Origin of the sequence: Pseudomonas sp. App30, from assembly GCF_047947025.1 — a bacterium.
GTDB lineage: Bacteria > Pseudomonadota > Gammaproteobacteria > Pseudomonadales > Pseudomonadaceae > Aquipseudomonas.
Map to the genome: position 1 here is coordinate 4,789,297 of NZ_CP133165.1, position 14,985 is coordinate 4,804,281.

Sequence of the window (14,985 nt, forward strand, 5' to 3'; positions counted from 1 at the left end):
ATAAATCGCCTAGTGTTTAGAGACAACCTGCGCGCAACCGGGTGATCGCCATGACCGATAACCTTTACGCGCCGCCTCAGGCGGATCTGCGTATGCCAGCGGTCAGGGAGCCCGCGTTCTACACCGTCTCGGATGGCAAGTTTTTCACCTTGTTTTTCGCCAGCCTGGGGCTTTACCTGGTGTATTGGTCATGGAAGAACTGGCGCCGCTACCAGCGCGCCACCGGTGCCAAGGTCTCGCCCCTGGCCCGCGGCCTGCTGCCGCTGTTCTTCACCCACGCCCTGCTGTTTCGCGCCGAGGACCTGCTGCAGGCGCGCGGCATGCACGCCATCGAGCCGCCCGAAGTGTGGGCCAACCGCTTTGTCGTGGCGACGGTGCTGGGCCTGCTGTTCAACGGCATGGCGCGGGCGGGCATTGGCTACCCGCTGACCGACCTGGGCTGCCTGGCGGCGCTGGTGGTGCAGGGGCTGGCGGTGTGCAAGGGGCAGCAGTTGCTGAACTTTGCCGCGGATGACCCGTTGGGCGAGGCCAATTCCCGGCTGCACTGGGTGGATTATGTGTGCATGGTGCCGGGGATATTGTTGTGGGTGTTTATCCTGCTGGCGTATTGGGCCGATACGCCGTAACGGCTTTTGTGGGAGCTGGCTTGCCAGCGAGCTGTGCGGGCCTCAAAAGCTCGCTGGCAAGCCAGCTCCCACATTACGGGTCAACCGCGTTCCCGCACCCAGAACAGTGTGGCGCCGGCTACCGCGGCCGGCATCATCAGCAGGTTCACCACCGGTATCAGCAGCACCAGGTAGACAATCCCGCCAAAACCCAGGCTCTGCCAGCGCTTCTGGCGCAGCCAGGCGAGCATGTCGGGCCAGCTCATCTTGTGGTTGTCGGCCGGGTAGTCGATGTACTGGATGGCCATCATCCACACGCCGAACAGCAGCCACAGCGGCGCCGCCACCACGTTCACCACCGGAATCAGCGACAGCACGAACAGCGCCAGGGTGCGCGGCAGGAAGTAGCCCAGCTTGCGTAGCTCGCGGTTGAGGGTGCGCGGCACCTCGCGGGCCAGCTCGGCCCATTTGAACGGCGGGAAATCGTCCTGCCCACGCACCACCACTTCCACTTTTTCCGCCAGGAAGCTGTTGAACGGCGCGGCGACAATGTTGGCCACCAGGGTGAAGCAGAAGAACACCATCAGCACCACCAGCGCCACGAACAGCGGCCAGAGGATATAGCTGAGGAAGCCCAGCCACGACGGCAGCGTGGGCATCAGGTGGTCGACCCATTGGCGGAATTCATGGCCGGCGAAATAGATAAGCCCGGCGAACAGCACCAGGTTGATGGCCAGCGGCAGCAGGACAAAGAGCCGCAGGCCGGGGCTGAGGACCAGTTTCAGGCCTTCGCGCAGGTATTGCGGGCCGGACAGGACAGGCGCGTGCATGGTGTGCTCCGAGTTGAAAACGGGCCGACATTACCGGCTTTGCGCCCCGTGGGAAAGTGAAGCAATGTGCTGTAACAAAGCCTTCGAGTGCCAGGTCCTATCGGATAGAGCGGGGCTATGAGGTGGATTGTGAATCGATATTTCCTTACCCTTGGCCCCCTCGCTACAGTGCGCACATCAAATTTCTTAACCCTTTTCCTCAATTTTGCATTTCAAGGAGTTTCCATGACCATTCTCGTCAACAAGCAGGCCCCTGACTTCGACGCCCCGGCCGTACTGGGCGACGGTTCGATCGTCGACAGCTTCAAGCTGTCCTCGCTGCACGGCAAGTACATCGTGCTGTTCTTCTGGCCGCTGGACTTCACCTTCGTCTGCCCATCGGAAATCATTGCCCACAACAACCGCATCGCCAAATTCCGCGAGCTGGGTGTTGAAGTGGTTGGCGTGTCCATCGATTCGCAGTTCACCCACTACGCCTGGCGCAGCACCCCGGTCGAGAAGGGTGGCATCGGCGAAGTCGAGTTCACCATGGTGGCCGACGTCAAGCACGAGATCACCCGTGCCTACGGCATCGAGCACGAAGACGGCGTGGCCCTGCGCGCTTCGTTCCTGATCGACCAGAAAGGCGTGGTACAGCACCAGGTGGTGAACAACCTGCCGCTGGGCCGTGAAGTCGACGAAATGGTGCGCCTGGTCGAAGCCCTGCAATTCACCGAACAGTATGGCGAAGTCTGCCCAGCCGGCTGGCGTCCAGGCCAGAAAGGCATGAAGGCCGACGCCCAGGGCGTGGCCGACTACCTGGCCGAGAACGCCACCAGCCTGTAAGCGGTTTCCAGGACGGGTGAGCAATAGCCTTCCCCAAGGTTTCAGCCGTCCTTTTTTAATTCCAGCCGGTTCGCCGGCCTCGGGCCCCCGGCGTACAATGTCGGGGTCCATAGGAGTCAGCCATGTCTGAAGCACGTCATTCCCGAGTGATCATCCTCGGTTCCGGCCCTGCCGGTTACAGCGCTGCCGTCTACGCAGCCCGCGCCAACCTCAAGCCGCTGCTGATCACCGGCATGCAGGCCGGCGGTCAACTGACCACCACCACCGAAGTCGACAACTGGCCGGGCGACGTCCACGGCCTGACCGGCCCGGCGCTGATGGAGCGCATGCGCGAGCACGCCGAGCGTTTCGAGACCGAGATCATCTTCGACCACATCGAAGGCGTTGACCTGGCCAAGCGCCCGTTCACCCTGACCGGCCAAGGCACCAGCTACACCTGCGACGCGCTGATCATCGCCACTGGCGCGAGCGCCCGCTACCTGGGCCTGCCGTCGGAAGAAACGTTCATGGGCAAGGGCGTTTCGGCCTGCGCCACCTGCGACGGTTTCTTCTACCGCAACAAGCCGGTCGCCGTGGTGGGCGGTGGCAACACGGCCGTGGAAGAAGCGCTGTACCTGGCCAACATCGCCAGCAAGGTCACCCTGGTGCACCGCCGCGAGACTTTCCGCGCCGAGAAGATCCTGATCGACAAGCTGCACGCCCGCGTGGCCGAAGGCAAGATCGAGCTCAAGCTCAACGCCACCCTGGACGAAGTGCTGGGTGACAACATGGGCGTGACCGGTGCGCGCCTGAAGAACAACGACGGCAGCTTCGACGAGCTGAAAGTCGACGGCGTGTTCATTGCCATCGGCCACACCCCGAACACCTCGCTGTTCGAAGGCCAGCTGGCCCTGAAGGACGGCTACATGGTGGTCAGCGGCGGCCGTGAAGGCAACGCCACCGCCACCAGCGTCGAGGGCGTGTTCGCCGCCGGCGACGTGGCCGACCACGTGTACCGCCAGGCCATCACCTCGGCCGGCGCCGGCTGCATGGCTGCGCTGGACGTGGAACGCTACCTGGACGGCCTGCAGAACGCTTCGTTCTAATCAAGCCAGGGGCGGGGCGGGCTTGATGTGGGAGCTGGCTTGCCAGCGAGTTTTTGAGCATTGAAAAGCTCGCTGGCAAGCCAGCTCCCACAATTGCAAACTGCCTTGCCTGCAGCCAGGCATAAAAAAACCGGCCATCAAGGCCGGTTTTTTTGTGGGCGGGTATCAGCCCTTGCGCGCCAGCGGCTGCGCGGCAAACTTCACCCCGGCCAGGCCGTGGGCGATCAGGTTGCGGATGTTGCCGTGGTCGCTGCCCTCAGGCGTGGCCACTACCGAACGGTAGTGCTCGCCGAACGCCAGCAGCGCTTCCTGGTCGCTCAGGCCTTCCAGCACGGCCAGGCCCAGGGTCTTGCACGAGCCTTCGTTCTGGCCGGCGGCGTTTTCCAGCGCACCGTTGGTGAAGGCCTGCGGCTGGTAGTCGTAATGCGCGGTCACGTACGCCAGGGTGTCGGCGAAGACGTGTTCGCCGGTGGCGAGGCTGGCGCGCAGGGTATTCAAGTCAGTCATGCTGTTTTCCTTTGGCGAACGCCGCTTGCTGTTCGGCGCTGGCTTCTTGCTGATAAAGAGTCTTCCACTGGTTGTACGGCATGCCGTACACGACTTCACGGGCGTCATCCAGGCTGACCTCGATGTGACGCTCGTCGGCCTCGGCCTTGTACCACTTGGACAGGCAGTTGCGGCAGAAACCGGCCAGGTTCATCAGGTCGATGTTCTGCACGTCGGTGCGCTTGCCCAGGTGCTCCACCAGGCGGCGGAAGGCCGCGGCTTCAAGTTCCAGGCGTTGTTGATCGTTCATGGTGCGGTTTCCGTTCAGCGGCGTGCCGCGAGGGTGATCGACACCGACTCGGCAAAGCGCAGGGCATGGGGTTTGTCGACTTCGACTTCGGCGTACAGCACGGCCTGGTTGGCCATCACCAGGTCCAGCAGTTCCTGGGTAAGACGTTCCAGCAGGGCAAAGCGGTTGCCCTCCACATGCTGGATCACCGCCTTGGTGATGGTGCGGTAGTTCAGCGCGTGGTCGATGTCGTTGTCACGCACCGCTTCCTGGGCCGCATACAGGATGGTCAGGTTGATCAGCACATCCTGCTTGTTGAGGATCTCGTCCTCGTTGATTCCGATGAAGGTGCGCAGGCGCAGGTCCTTGACCCGGATGCGCGCCATTCCTGGCTCCAGTTGTGGCATTACTTGCTCCGTCCAATCAATTGCAGGAATTCCTGGCGGGTGGTGCTCGAGTCGCGGAAGGCGCCGAGCATCACCGAGGTGTTCATCACCGAATTCTGTTTTTCCACGCCGCGCATCATCATGCACATGTGCTTGGCCTCGATCACCACGGCCACGCCGGCGGCGCCGGTCACGTCACGCACCGCCTCGGCGATCTGGCGGGTGAGGTTCTCCTGGATCTGCAGGCGCCGGGCGAACATGTCGACGATGCGCGCGATCTTCGACAGCCCCAGCACCTTGCCGGTGGGGATGTAGGCCACGTGGGCCTTGCCGATGAAGGGCAGCAGGTGGTGCTCGCACAGCGAGTACAGCTCGATGTCCTGGACGATCACCATCTCGTCGTTGTCGGAGGCGAACAGCGCACCGTTGACGATTTCCTCCAGGGTCTGGCCGTAGCCGTGACACAGGTACTGCATGGCCTTGGCCGCGCGCTTGGGGGTGTCGAGCAGGCCCTCGCGGTCCGGGTCTTCACCCAGGTCCTGGAGGATCGCGCGGTAGTGTTGCGGCAGGCTGGGGTTCATGGAAGCTACTTCCTCGCGCGGGGCGCTTATTTTACGTGCCGGCCGCCGTTGACGGTCAAGGTAGTGCCGGTGACATAGGGGTTGTCGAGCAGGTAGCGCAGGCTCTGGTACACCACCTGCGGCCCTGGCTCGATGCCCATGGCCGACTTGGCCAGGGTCTTGGCGCGGTACGCCGCGTCGTCGTCTTCATTGAACATCAGCAGCGCCGGGGCGATGCCGTTGACCTTGATGCGTGGCGCGTACTTGGCGGCGAACGACAGGGTCAGGCTGTCCAGGCCGGCCTTGCTGGCGCAGTAGGCGATGTGCTTGCTGCTGCCCTTGCGGGTCACGTCATCGCTGATGTGCACGATGTCCGCCACTTCACTGGCATGCAGCAGGTCGGCGCAATGCAGGTTGATCAGGTAGGGCGCGAGCATGTGCACGCTGACCATCTGTGCGAAGGCCTGGGCTTCCTCGCCCGGCGTTTCTGCCTGCCAGGCCGATGCATTATGAACGATGGCACGCAGCCCGCTGGTGTGTTTCTTCAGCAAGGCGATGAACGCGAGGATGCCCGCTTCGTTGCTGAAATCCCCGAACAACGTCACCGCGCCGCGCTCGCGCAGGCGCGCCAGGCTGTCGCGCTCGCTGCGGTAGCTGACGATAACCGGCTGGCCGTCGTCCAGCAGGCGCTCGGCGCAGTGCAGGCCGACGCGCTGGCTGGCGCCGGTGATGAGAATAGGGGCGGGGCGGGGCATGCATAAGCTCGCGGCAGGTGTCTACCGGGAACTTATACCACTGGCGGGCCAGTGCACAACCGCCCCGTAGCAGCGGCCGCCAGGCCGCGTCCCAGGCACCGGGGTACACCGGGCGCGCGCTGACGCAGCCTGCGGCAGCTGCTACGAAGGTTGGTGGACGGCGGCGGGGCGCTGTGGCACTGCGTGCAACCAGTTATGTAGCAACCGCGTGGACAGCGGAATGAAGAAGTACACCATGATTGGCGTCAGGGCCAGGGTGCTGACCATGATGCGCGGCACCAGGCTCAGCTCGCCCAGCAGCGGGCCCAGGACGAAGTTGAACAGCAGCGACACCGGGAAAAACGCCAGCCAGATGGCTACCGCCTGCTTCCAGCGCGGCGGCCGTATGTGGCCAGTGTCGCCGAACCAGCCGTCGATGCCGCTGACCCGGTGTTCGTGGGGCTGGGCGAACAGGCCGCTGCCACGGGCCAGCCAGGCGCTGCGCGAGGCCGAGTGTTCCCAGGCGTGCAGGGTGGTTTCGTCGGCGAAGCGGAAGATGATCTGGAATTCGTCGTCATCGGGGGGCGGGGCCAGCACGCCGGAGCCCAGGTAGCCGGGGAAGTCGGTGGCCAGTTGTTCGCCTTCGCGCAGCCAGGCGATCAGGTCGTGGTAGCGGCCATTGGCGACGCGACGCGCAACCATCAGGGTGACGGGGGTAGACATTGTGTATCTCCGTTCAGTACGGGCCTCCCGGGTAGGGCGCGCCTCTCGCTGCAGGGCCGGGGTGGTGGCCTGCATGCAAATTCAAGCAAGGATTATTCCTGAACGGCGAAAACGCGCCAGTGCTGTTTCGCTGACGCCAGATATCCGTGCAATTGGGTAGATCGTGCCAACCAAGGTACAATGCCCGCTGACCCCACGCCTTGGCGCCCGTACCGATGTCAGATTTCGTTCCAGCCACTTCTGCCGCCGCCCAAACGTCGCGCCAGGAGCTGTTTCCCATCCGCGAGGTAGCGCGCCTGACCGGCATCAACCCGGTGACCCTGCGCGCCTGGGAGCGCCGTTATGGGCTGATTCGGCCCACGCGCACCGAAAGCGGGCACCGCCTTTACTCCCAGGCTGACATCGACGAGGTGCGCAGCATCCTCGGCTGGATCGAGCGCGGCGTGGCGGTGAGCAAGGTCGGCAAGATCCTCGCGCGCAGCCACTCGTCCAAGGCGCAGCCGGAGCCGCTGGAACGGCCGCTGGCCAGCAGCGAGTGGGGCGAATGGCAGGCGCAGGTACGCCAGGCCGTACACGCCTTCGACGAGCGCCGGCTGGAACAGGTCTACGGCCAGATATTCGCCAGCTACCCCGTGGTGGTGGCGTTCCAGGACGTCTTGATGCCCGTCTGGCAGGCGTTGCTGCTGCGCCAGGACGCGTTCGGGCAGGCCAGCGAATGGTTGCTGCTGGACAGCTTCCTGCGTGGGCGCACCTTGCAGCGCTTGCAAATGTTGCGTCATCAGCAGCAGGAAAGCACCGTGCTGCTGGCGGCCATTCCGGGCCAGTGCCACGAACTGGAGCTGCTGGTGGCCGGGCTGATGCTGGCCAGCAGCGACGTGGCGGTGCAGGTGCTGGCGCCGGGGCAGCCACTGGAGGAGTTGAGCCTGGTGTGCGAGAAACTGGCGCCCCAGGCCATGGTGCTGTTCTCCAACCACCCGCCAGCCCCGGACACGCCCAAGCGCCTGCGCAAGGTGGGCCTGGCCCTGGACTGCCCGCTGATGTTGGCCGGCGAGGCTAGCGACCTGATGCAGGACGCGTTGGTGAATACCGAGGTGGCGTGCCTGGGCAGCGACGGGCGCCTGATGCAGCGCCGCCTGCAGCAATACCTGGCAGGGCACCTGGATACCTGAGGTGGCCTACGCGTGCAGTTGCGGGTGGGCGCGGCGGTGCTGGGCGAGGATGTACTGGCGCAGGCGCTCGGTGTCCTGCGGGTTGTCCTGGCTCAGGCGGTAGGCGTAGTGGCCATGTTCGGTCTTGCGCCGCAGGGTGCCGCGCAGGGGCATCGGCTCGTGGCCTTCGGGGTTGAACCACAGTGAGAAGCGGCGCGGCGGGTTGCGCCCGTTGCGCATTTCCAGCAGCACGCCTTCGAAGGAAATTTCCAGCACCTGGTAATCGGTGATGCGGCCCTTTTCGTCTTCCAGCACCACCGGCTGGTTCAGCGCCATGCGCCACGGCCGCACCATGGGGCCGTCCTCGTAGATGCTGGGCGCGCCCAGCTTCAGGTGCACGGCGTGGAATTCGTCTTCCACCAGTTGCAGCGGGAAACTCATCTGCTGGTTTTCGAACTGGGCCTGGATGGTCACCTGTTCGTTGGCCACCAGGCGCGCCAGCAGGTCACGGATCTGCGTGCCGCCATTGACCAGCAGGCTCGCCGTGGTATCACGCACGTTGAGCTGCGGGTTGTGCTGCATGGTTCGAATGAAATCCAGCTCATCCTGGGTAAGGAGGGCGTCAACTGGCATGATCGAGCTCGAAGGCGAATAAGGCGGTTGTTCGGTCAGTAGACAGCACCCTCGGGCATTAGTTAGCGCCGTTGGTCGTTTTCCAGGGCCATGATCCGCGCCCGTGCTTCATCCAGTTCGCGTTGCAGCTGCGCCACACGCTCCTGGGCTTCCACCTGCTCGGTCACATCCTTCTGGATGCCGATGAAGTAGGTGAGCTTGTCGCTTTCGTTGTACACCGGGGTAATCGACAGCTCGTTCCAGAACGCCGAGCCGTCCTTGCGATAGTTGCGCAGGCGCTGGCGGCACGGTTGGCCATGGTCGATGGCCTGGCGGATCAACGCCAGCGCGGCTTCATCGCGTTCGCCATTCTGCAGGAAACGGCAATCGCGGTAGAGAATTTCATTGGAACTGTAGCCGGTCAATCGTTCGAAGGCCGGGTTGACGTAGATGAGGATGTTGTCGTCGCCCTCCTGTTCGGCCACGACGATCCCGTCATTGGACGCGTCCATCATCCGTTGCAGCAGCTTGGCGTTGATCATTTCAGGCATTCCACGACAGTTCACGGGCCATTCTAGAGCAACCGGGGCGTGGATACACCCTGCGTCTGGCAGATGGCCACACTGCGTCCCAGGGCCCTGGCCTGTTACTATCGCGGTTTTGACCCTGCCCAGGACCCACGCAATGAAAGTCGCCATCCTGTCCGGCTCCGTATACGGCACTGCTGAAGAAGTGGCCCGTCACGTGAAGTCGCTGCTCGACGCCGCCGGTTTCGAGACCTTCTACAATCCCCGCGCCAGCCTCGAGGAGCTGCTGGGCGCCGCGCCCCAGGCCTTGCTGGCGGTGACGTCGACCACGGGCATGGGCGAGTTGCCGGACAACCTGCAACCGCTGTATTCGCAGCTGCGCGATCAACTGCCTGCCACCCTGCGCGGCCTGCCGGGCGCGGTGATCGGCCTGGGCGACGCCAGCTATGGCGACACCTTCTGCGGCGGCGGCGAGCAACTGCGTGAACTGTTCGCCGAGCTGGGCGTGCAGGAGGTGCAGGACATGCTGCGCCTTGATGCCAGTGAATCGGTGACCCCGGAGACCGATGCCGAGCCGTGGGTGGCGCAGCTGATCGAGCGCCTGCGCGCCGCCTGACCCTGGTCGCTGAAACGATTAGTTTCAGCGCGTATGGGATCCATTATCTGCTTGATTTTGCTGGTGACTCACAAGGCCAATAAGCTGGCTGCCAACGCAATTACCCCCGGCGGGAGGGCTGGTTAAACTCCTGCCAGGAGAGCACAGAAAGTGCCGAGGTAATGTCCGTGACCACAGCTCATGTTCCCTCGACTTCGATTGCCCGCGACCGGGCGCATCGCGAGCCGCCAGCGCCTTCGCCGGCAGCCCAGGCGGCACTCGGGCAGGCACGCGCAGCCACGCCACTGGCCGAGATACCCTTGACGGTATGGCGCACCCGCGGGCAGACCTTCGATTTTCGCGGCCACGCCATTCGCTACTGGGTAGCGGGGCGCGGCGAGCCGCTGTTGCTGCTGCACGGCTTTCCTACCGCCAGCTGGGACTGGCACTACCTGTGGCAACCGTTGGCCAGCCGCTACCGCCTGATCGCCTGCGACATGCTGGGGTTCGGCGACTCCAGCAAGCCCGTGGACCACGCCTATAGCCTGATCGAGCAGGCTGACCTGCAACAGGCCCTGCTGGCGCACCTGAACGTGCAGCAACCGGTGCACCTGCTGGCCCATGACTATGGGGACAGCGTCGCCCAGGAACTGCTGGCCCGGCACCAACATGGCCTGGCGCGCATCGCCAGCTGCGTATTCCTCAATGGCGGCCTGTTTCCCGAGGCCCACCGCGCCCTGTTGATCCAGAAACTGCTGATCAGCCCCCTGGGCTGGCTGGTGAGCCGCAGCTTCAGCCGCGAGACCCTGGTCAACAACGTGCGCCAGATCTACGGCCCTGATACCCGCCCCAGCGAAAGCGCCATGGACGACTGGTGGAGCCTGATTCGCGCCAACCAGGGCACACGCGTGCTGCACCGGTTGTGTGGCTACCTGGTGGAGCGGCGCCTGCGCCGTGACCGCTGGGTGACGGCCATGCAACACGCCGGCGTGCCGCTGCGCTTCATCAATGGCGTGCTCGACCCGGTGTGCGGCAGGCCCATGGTGACCCGCTACCGCGAGCTGATCCATCGCGCCGACACGGTTTCCCTGCCCGGCATCGGCCATTACCCACACACCGAAGCACCGGTACAGGTGCTCAAGCACTACCTGGCGTTCCGTGACCAGTTGCAGGCGCAAGCCGCTGCAAGTGAACGCCGGCGGCTCTATTCCTGAAGCCGGGGCGGGGGATCATCCCCCAGCCTTATCGTGGCGTATTCAGGTAGGGGCGTCTTTATTGTGACTGGAACGCTCGTGCACGACACTGCCGCCATGCCCCCCTTTTGTGCTGCCAGGAGTAGTGCCATGAGCGACGCGGTCCGTTTCGAAGATAAAGTGGTGATTGTCACTGGCGCCGGCGGCGGCCTGGGGCGTGCCCACGCCTTGCTGTTCGCCCGCCATGGCGCGCGGGTGGTGGTCAATGACTTGGGTGGCTCCACCCACGGCGAAGGTGCCAATGCCTCCGCCGCCGACCGCGTGGTGGCGCAGATACGCGAGGCTGGCGGCACCGCCATTGCCAGCCACGAGTCGGTCACCGACGGTGACAAGATCGTCCAGCAGGCGCTGGACAGCTTTGGCCGCGTCGACGTGCTGGTGAACAACGCCGGCATCCTGCGCGACAAGAGTTTCCACAAAATGGACGACAGCGACTGGGACCAGGTGTACCAGGTGCACGTGCAGGGCGCCTACAAACTCACCCACGCCGCCTGGCCGCACCTGCGCGAGCAGAACTTCGGCCGGGTGATTTTCACCTCGTCCACCTCGGGCATCTACGGCAACTTCGGCCAGGCCAACTACGCCATGGCCAAGCTGGGCCTGTACGGCCTGACCCGCACCCTGGCGCTGGAAGGGCGCCGCAACAATATCCTCGTCAACGCCATTGCGCCCACCGGCGGCACGCGCATGACCGAAGGGCTGATGCCGCCTGAAGTGTTCGCCTTGCTCAAGCCTGAACTGGTCAGCCCGTTGGTGGTTTACCTGGGCAGCGAGCAATGCCAGGACACGGGTGGTTTATATGAAGTGGGGGGAGGCTGGGTCGGCAAAGTGCGTTGGGAACGCAGCCTGGGCGTGGGCTTCGACCCACAACAGGGCATGAGCGTGGAGGATATTGCAAAAGAGTGGGCGAATATCGGCAACTTTGACAATGCCGTGCACCCCGCGGATAACATTGAAGCGCTGCGGGAAATGATGGCGCATCTCCAGCAGTATTAAAACTTGCGTACCAGAATACTGTAGCCGCTGCCCCCAGGCTGCTTCGGTGTGGCACAGGGCCAGCGCAGCCTGCGGCAGCGGCTACAGGCTGGCAGTAAAACGCGGAAATAAAAAAGGCCGCTGTAACACAGCGGCCAAATAAGACGTTAGATCAAGGAGCTTCAAATCAACGTCGGTGAACAAGGTGTCGCCAAAGCCAGGCAGGCCGGGGATCAGCATCGGACAATACACAATGAAGATTAATTCATCATTAACCCTTGGGGTTCGGGTTAGTTCCCTTGGCGACTGAAGAAATACTAAGCGTTAGTTGTGGATTGAAAAATAGCAGTTTGCGACAATGACTGTTACCGCCACTGTAATAGTCCCGTCATGTCGCCAAAACACACGCCGTTCAAAGTGCTTTTCCTCGCAGTCAGCGTTGCCGCCGCGGTGCCGGGCACGGCGTTGGCGCTGCCGTTCAACGTCGGTGACGTGGAAGGGCAGATCGACACCAACCTGAGCTTTACCAGCGACTGGGGCCTGCGCAACGCCGATCACCACCTGGTCGGCGCCAGCAACGGTGGCACGGGGCATTCCAGCCTGGGCGACGACGGCCGCCTGAACTTCAACCGCGGCCAGGCATTTTCCAACCGCCTGCAGGTGGAGCACGCCCTGACCCTGCAGTACGGTGACAGCGGCGTGTACGTGCGCGGTCGCTACTGGTACGACTTCGCCCAGCAGGACGGCAGCCAGGACTTCAAGTCCATCAGCGACCGTGGCCGCGAGGAAGGTGCCCGTGCCGCCGGCGGCCAGTGGCTGGACGCCTACGTGTACCACCACTACAGCATCGGCGACCAACCGGGCACCGTGCGCGTGGGGCGGCAGATCGTCAACTGGGGCGAGAGCGAGTTCATCGGCAACTCCATCAACAGCATCAACCCGGTGGACCTGTCCACCTTGCACCAGCCCGGCGAAACCGTCAGCGACAGCCTGTTGCCCACCAATTTGCTCTACGTGTCCCAGAGCCTCACCGACGCCCTGACCCTGGACGCGTTCTATCAGCTGCAATGGGATGCCTCCCAGGCGGAGAACTGTGGCACCTACTTTGCCGACGACATCACCGCCCGCGGCTGCAGCCGTGGTTTCACCGTCGCCTCTTCACTGCCGGCGCAGCAAGGCCAGGGCTATGAAGTGACCAGCGAAGGCGTGGTGGTGCCACGCGGCCACGACCAGCGCGCCCGCGACGGCGGCCAGTGGGGCACGGCGCTGCACTGGCAGGTGGGCACCGTGGACTACGGTTTCTACTTCATGAACTACCACAGCCGCCAGGCGTTCATCGAGACGCGCAATGGCAGCGGCGCAATCCCCGCGGGCCTGGGCACGCTGACCAACAGCCAGGCCGCCGATGCCGCGCTGCTCGGTGGCAGCTACAACCTGCAGTACCCGCAGGACATCCAGCTGTACGGCGCCAGCTTCTCGACGTTGCTGGCCGGCGGCAGCAAGTGGCGTGGCGAGCTCAGCTACCGCCCCAACGCGCCGGTGCAGCGCAACCTGGCTGACCTGACCCAGGCGCTGTACGGGCCGGCCGAGCAGGTCAACAGCGGTTACGAACGCAAGGCCATTACCCAGTTGCAGAGCAGCCTGAGCCAGGACTTCGACGAAGTGCTGGGTGCCCAGCGCCTTTCGCTGGTAGGCGAGGCGGGCTGGGTGCACGTGGACAATGTATCGAGCAGCGACCGCCTGGGGCGTGATGCGGTGTATGGCACGGCGGGCAACCATGGGTTTGTGACCAGCAATGCCTGGGGGTACCGGGCCAAGGCAGAGCTGCAATACCCGGATGTGTTTCAGGGCGTCAGCCTGACCCCCAGCGTGGCCTGGTCCCACGACGTCAACGGCTACGGTCCCAATGGCCTGTTCAATGAAGGGGCGAAGGCCGTCACCCTGGGCGTGTTGGCAGACTATCAGCACACCTACACCGCGACTGTTGCCTACACGCAATTTTTTGGCGGGCATTACAACGTGCTCACCGATCGGGATTACTTGAGCATGGGCGTGGGTTTGAAGTTTTAACGAGGTTCATCCAATGGGTATTACCCAGGCGCCTGCCGGCAGTATTACCCCTCGGGTTTGAGCAATATTTATTGCTGCTGGGCTTCAGGTGTCGTTTCTAATTAGCTCGATCAAGACGGACTTATTTTTTGATCAGTCAGTGGCTAATTTCACAAGGAACGACATATGGACGCAACACCGAAGTCTGCTGCGCAGGTATATCCCGAGGATCCACATTTGCTGGCGTGCAACCAGGCGCTATTGAAAATCAAGGCGTTGGTGCAAAGAGCCCCCACCCTGCAAACCGTCGCCCAGGCCTTACTCTCGTCGCACTGGCCGAAGTTGTTGGCGTATCTGGATATCCGCGATATTCATGTCGATGACTGCACGGGATCGGCATCCTTATAACACCTCGGAGCGGTACGCCAGCGAGCTGCTCGACTTTCTGAAAGACAGCACCCTGCCCGAGTCAGAACCCCTCAAGCCGTTCGACAATCAGGTGCCGCTGGGCTGGTAGCCCAGCCGCCAACTCACTGCCTGGCTGGCAGCCAGCAGCCGCTGCGCCGCCGGGCCGTGTTCATCGGCATGGAACATGGACGTAGGGCCGACCACTGTCAGCACCGCGCTGATGCGCCCCAGGGCGTCGAACACCGGAGCTGACAACGCGTCCACGCCCGGCAGCAGCAAGCCATGCACATGGTGCAGGCCATTTTCGCGGATTGCCGCGAAGGTGGCTTGCAGTTCCTGGCTGGCCTTGCCTTCGGCGTGCATCAGGTCCAGCGTCTCGCGCGCTGGCAGGTACGCACCAAACACCAGCCCCGTGGATGAGCCGAGCAGCGGCAGCACCGAACCCACCTGCGTCACTACCGTCACCGCACGCACCGCCGCTTCCACCTGCACCACGGTGGCGCCACGGTTGCCCCACACTGCCAGGAAACAGGTCTGGTTCAGTTCGTCGCGCAGCTCGGACAGTGGCAGCGCCGCCAGTTTCAGCACGTCCAGGCTGCCCAGCGCCGCCAACCCCACCCGCAGCGCTTCGCGGCCCAGGCCATAGTGGTTGGTGGCGGGGTTCTGCTCGGCGAAGCCACTGGCGATCAGCGCCTGCAGATAGCGGTGCACTTTGCTGGCAGGCATCTGCACGTGTTCGGCCAGGCGCGACAGCGAGGTGGACGGCGACAGTTCGGCCAGGGCCTTGAGAATGTCAGTGCCCACTTCGGCCGAACGGACTTTCTGCTTGTTGTTGCTCTCGGTGGCGGGCGGGGTCGGCGTGGGCATGGTCTGGGCGGTCCGTGGGCAAGTGGGC

19 protein-coding genes are annotated in these 14,985 nt (G+C 63.7%); 9 read left to right on the forward strand and 10 right to left on the reverse strand.

The features are described 5' to 3' along the window. Positions 1-50 precede the first annotated feature (50 nt). Complete coding sequence (locus RAM80_RS22125; protein ID WP_416422557.1) at positions 51-626, forward strand: hypothetical protein; 576 nt, start codon at positions 51-53, stop codon at positions 624-626. A gap of 80 nt (positions 627-706) precedes the next feature. Here the strand turns inward: RAM80_RS22125 and cysZ are convergent, their stop codons facing one another. Further along, positions 707-1,435: a sulfate transporter CysZ gene (gene cysZ / locus RAM80_RS22130; RefSeq protein WP_416422558.1), complete on the reverse strand. Its 729-nt coding sequence runs from the start codon at positions 1,433-1,435 to the stop codon at positions 707-709. Positions 1,436-1,660: 225 nt separating this feature from the next. On the opposite strand from cysZ, the gene RAM80_RS22135 reads away from it, so the two are divergent. Together RAM80_RS22135 and trxB are read left to right on the forward strand one after the other, a co-directional pair. Further along, positions 1,661-2,260: a peroxiredoxin gene (locus RAM80_RS22135; protein WP_416422559.1), complete on the forward strand. Its 600-nt coding sequence runs from the start codon at positions 1,661-1,663 to the stop codon at positions 2,258-2,260. A 122-nt stretch (positions 2,261-2,382) separates the two neighbouring features. After that, positions 2,383-3,345: a thioredoxin-disulfide reductase gene (gene trxB / locus RAM80_RS22140; RefSeq protein ID WP_416422560.1), complete on the forward strand. Its 963-nt coding sequence runs from the start codon at positions 2,383-2,385 to the stop codon at positions 3,343-3,345. A 165-nt stretch (positions 3,346-3,510) separates the two neighbouring features. On the opposite strand, the gene RAM80_RS22145 is transcribed toward trxB, so the two are convergent. From RAM80_RS22145 to RAM80_RS22170, 6 genes are all read right to left on the reverse strand, one after another. Then, positions 3,511-3,852 (reverse strand): HopJ type III effector protein, encoded by a 342-nt coding sequence (locus RAM80_RS22145; protein WP_416422561.1) that lies wholly within the window; start codon positions 3,850-3,852, stop codon positions 3,511-3,513. Continuing rightward, positions 3,845-4,141 (reverse strand): DUF1244 domain-containing protein, encoded by a 297-nt coding sequence (locus tag RAM80_RS22150; protein ID WP_416422562.1) that lies wholly within the window; start codon positions 4,139-4,141, stop codon positions 3,845-3,847. The genes RAM80_RS22145 and RAM80_RS22150 overlap by 8 nt, the downstream gene beginning before the upstream one ends. A 14-nt stretch (positions 4,142-4,155) precedes the next feature. Continuing rightward, the gene (folX, locus tag RAM80_RS22155) at positions 4,156-4,527 is read right to left on the reverse strand and encodes a dihydroneopterin triphosphate 2'-epimerase (protein WP_038336348.1); all 372 of its coding nucleotides are present in this window, start codon (positions 4,525-4,527) and stop codon (positions 4,156-4,158) included. Continuing rightward, on the reverse strand, positions 4,527-5,087 hold the full coding sequence (gene folE / locus RAM80_RS22160; RefSeq protein WP_416422563.1) for a GTP cyclohydrolase I FolE: 561 nt from the start codon (positions 5,085-5,087) through the stop codon (positions 4,527-4,529). Before folE ends, folX begins: the two co-directional genes overlap by 1 nt. Before the next feature lie 26 nt (positions 5,088-5,113). Continuing rightward, positions 5,114-5,821 carry a dihydromonapterin reductase gene (gene folM, locus RAM80_RS22165; RefSeq protein ID WP_416422564.1) on the reverse strand — a complete coding sequence of 236 codons (708 nt, stop codon included), beginning with the start codon at positions 5,819-5,821 and terminating at the stop codon, positions 5,114-5,116. Between the two features lie 141 nt (positions 5,822-5,962). Beyond that, positions 5,963-6,523 (reverse strand): antibiotic biosynthesis monooxygenase, encoded by a 561-nt coding sequence (locus RAM80_RS22170; RefSeq protein WP_416422565.1) that lies wholly within the window; start codon positions 6,521-6,523, stop codon positions 5,963-5,965. A 215-nt stretch (positions 6,524-6,738) separates the two neighbouring features. On the opposite strand from RAM80_RS22170, the gene RAM80_RS22175 reads away from it, so the two are divergent. Next, a complete protein-coding gene (locus RAM80_RS22175; protein ID WP_416422566.1) occupies positions 6,739-7,692 on the forward strand; it encodes a MerR family transcriptional regulator in 954 nt (317 codons plus the stop codon). 6 nt (positions 7,693-7,698) lie between these two features. Here the strand turns inward: RAM80_RS22175 and RAM80_RS22180 are convergent, their stop codons facing one another. After that, entirely contained in the window at positions 7,699-8,304 is a 606-nt protein-coding gene (locus RAM80_RS22180; RefSeq protein ID WP_416422567.1) for a PilZ domain-containing protein, read from the reverse strand. 62 nt (positions 8,305-8,366) lie between these two features. After that, positions 8,367-8,825, reverse strand: coding sequence for a PAS domain-containing protein (locus RAM80_RS22185; RefSeq protein ID WP_416422568.1), 459 nt, complete (start codon positions 8,823-8,825; stop codon positions 8,367-8,369). Between the two features lie 142 nt (positions 8,826-8,967). Between RAM80_RS22185 and RAM80_RS22190 the strand changes: the two genes are divergently transcribed. From RAM80_RS22190 to RAM80_RS22210, 5 genes are all read left to right on the forward strand, one after another. Beyond that, a complete protein-coding gene (locus RAM80_RS22190; RefSeq protein ID WP_416422569.1) occupies positions 8,968-9,426 on the forward strand; it encodes a flavodoxin in 459 nt (152 codons plus the stop codon). A gap of 284 nt (positions 9,427-9,710) precedes the next feature. Further along, positions 9,711-10,619 carry an alpha/beta fold hydrolase gene (locus RAM80_RS22195; protein WP_416427537.1) on the forward strand — a complete coding sequence of 303 codons (909 nt, stop codon included), beginning with the start codon at positions 9,711-9,713 and terminating at the stop codon, positions 10,617-10,619. A 129-nt stretch (positions 10,620-10,748) separates the two neighbouring features. Continuing rightward, positions 10,749-11,654 carry an SDR family oxidoreductase gene (locus RAM80_RS22200; RefSeq protein WP_416422570.1) on the forward strand — a complete coding sequence of 302 codons (906 nt, stop codon included), beginning with the start codon at positions 10,749-10,751 and terminating at the stop codon, positions 11,652-11,654. A gap of 369 nt (positions 11,655-12,023) precedes the next feature. After that, on the forward strand, positions 12,024-13,703 hold the full coding sequence (locus tag RAM80_RS22205; protein ID WP_416422571.1) for a DUF1302 domain-containing protein: 1,680 nt from the start codon (positions 12,024-12,026) through the stop codon (positions 13,701-13,703). A 165-nt stretch (positions 13,704-13,868) separates the two neighbouring features. Next, positions 13,869-14,090 (forward strand): hypothetical protein, encoded by a 222-nt coding sequence (locus tag RAM80_RS22210; protein WP_416422572.1) that lies wholly within the window; start codon positions 13,869-13,871, stop codon positions 14,088-14,090. Positions 14,091-14,177: 87 nt separating this feature from the next. On the opposite strand, the gene RAM80_RS22215 is transcribed toward RAM80_RS22210, so the two are convergent. Then, positions 14,178-14,957: an IclR family transcriptional regulator gene (locus tag RAM80_RS22215; RefSeq protein WP_416422573.1), complete on the reverse strand. Its 780-nt coding sequence runs from the start codon at positions 14,955-14,957 to the stop codon at positions 14,178-14,180. Positions 14,958-14,985: the final 28 nt, after the last annotated feature.

Coding starts and splice junctions, on each gene's coding strand:
- RAM80_RS22125 (WP_416422557.1), top strand. CDS start 51: ATGACCGATAACCTTTACGCGCCGCCTCAGGCGGATCTGCGTATGCCA.
- cysZ (WP_416422558.1), bottom strand. CDS start 1,435: ATGCACGCGCCTGTCCTGTCCGGCCCGCAATACCTGCGCGAAGGCCTG.
- RAM80_RS22135 (WP_416422559.1), top strand. CDS start 1,661: ATGACCATTCTCGTCAACAAGCAGGCCCCTGACTTCGACGCCCCGGCC.
- trxB (WP_416422560.1), top strand. CDS start 2,383: ATGTCTGAAGCACGTCATTCCCGAGTGATCATCCTCGGTTCCGGCCCT.
- RAM80_RS22145 (WP_416422561.1), bottom strand. CDS start 3,852: ATGACTGACTTGAATACCCTGCGCGCCAGCCTCGCCACCGGCGAACAC.
- RAM80_RS22150 (WP_416422562.1), bottom strand. CDS start 4,141: ATGAACGATCAACAACGCCTGGAACTTGAAGCCGCGGCCTTCCGCCGC.
- folX (WP_038336348.1), bottom strand. CDS start 4,527: ATGCCACAACTGGAGCCAGGAATGGCGCGCATCCGGGTCAAGGACCTG.
- folE (WP_416422563.1), bottom strand. CDS start 5,087: ATGAACCCCAGCCTGCCGCAACACTACCGCGCGATCCTCCAGGACCTG.
- folM (WP_416422564.1), bottom strand. CDS start 5,821: ATGCCCCGCCCCGCCCCTATTCTCATCACCGGCGCCAGCCAGCGCGTC.
- RAM80_RS22170 (WP_416422565.1), bottom strand. CDS start 6,523: ATGTCTACCCCCGTCACCCTGATGGTTGCGCGTCGCGTCGCCAATGGC.
- RAM80_RS22175 (WP_416422566.1), top strand. CDS start 6,739: ATGTCAGATTTCGTTCCAGCCACTTCTGCCGCCGCCCAAACGTCGCGC.
- RAM80_RS22180 (WP_416422567.1), bottom strand. CDS start 8,304: ATGCCAGTTGACGCCCTCCTTACCCAGGATGAGCTGGATTTCATTCGA.
- RAM80_RS22185 (WP_416422568.1), bottom strand. CDS start 8,825: ATGATCAACGCCAAGCTGCTGCAACGGATGATGGACGCGTCCAATGAC.
- RAM80_RS22190 (WP_416422569.1), top strand. CDS start 8,968: ATGAAAGTCGCCATCCTGTCCGGCTCCGTATACGGCACTGCTGAAGAA.
- RAM80_RS22200 (WP_416422570.1), top strand. CDS start 10,749: ATGAGCGACGCGGTCCGTTTCGAAGATAAAGTGGTGATTGTCACTGGC.
- RAM80_RS22205 (WP_416422571.1), top strand. CDS start 12,024: ATGTCGCCAAAACACACGCCGTTCAAAGTGCTTTTCCTCGCAGTCAGC.
- RAM80_RS22210 (WP_416422572.1), top strand. CDS start 13,869: ATGGACGCAACACCGAAGTCTGCTGCGCAGGTATATCCCGAGGATCCA.
- RAM80_RS22215 (WP_416422573.1), bottom strand. CDS start 14,957: ATGCCCACGCCGACCCCGCCCGCCACCGAGAGCAACAACAAGCAGAAA.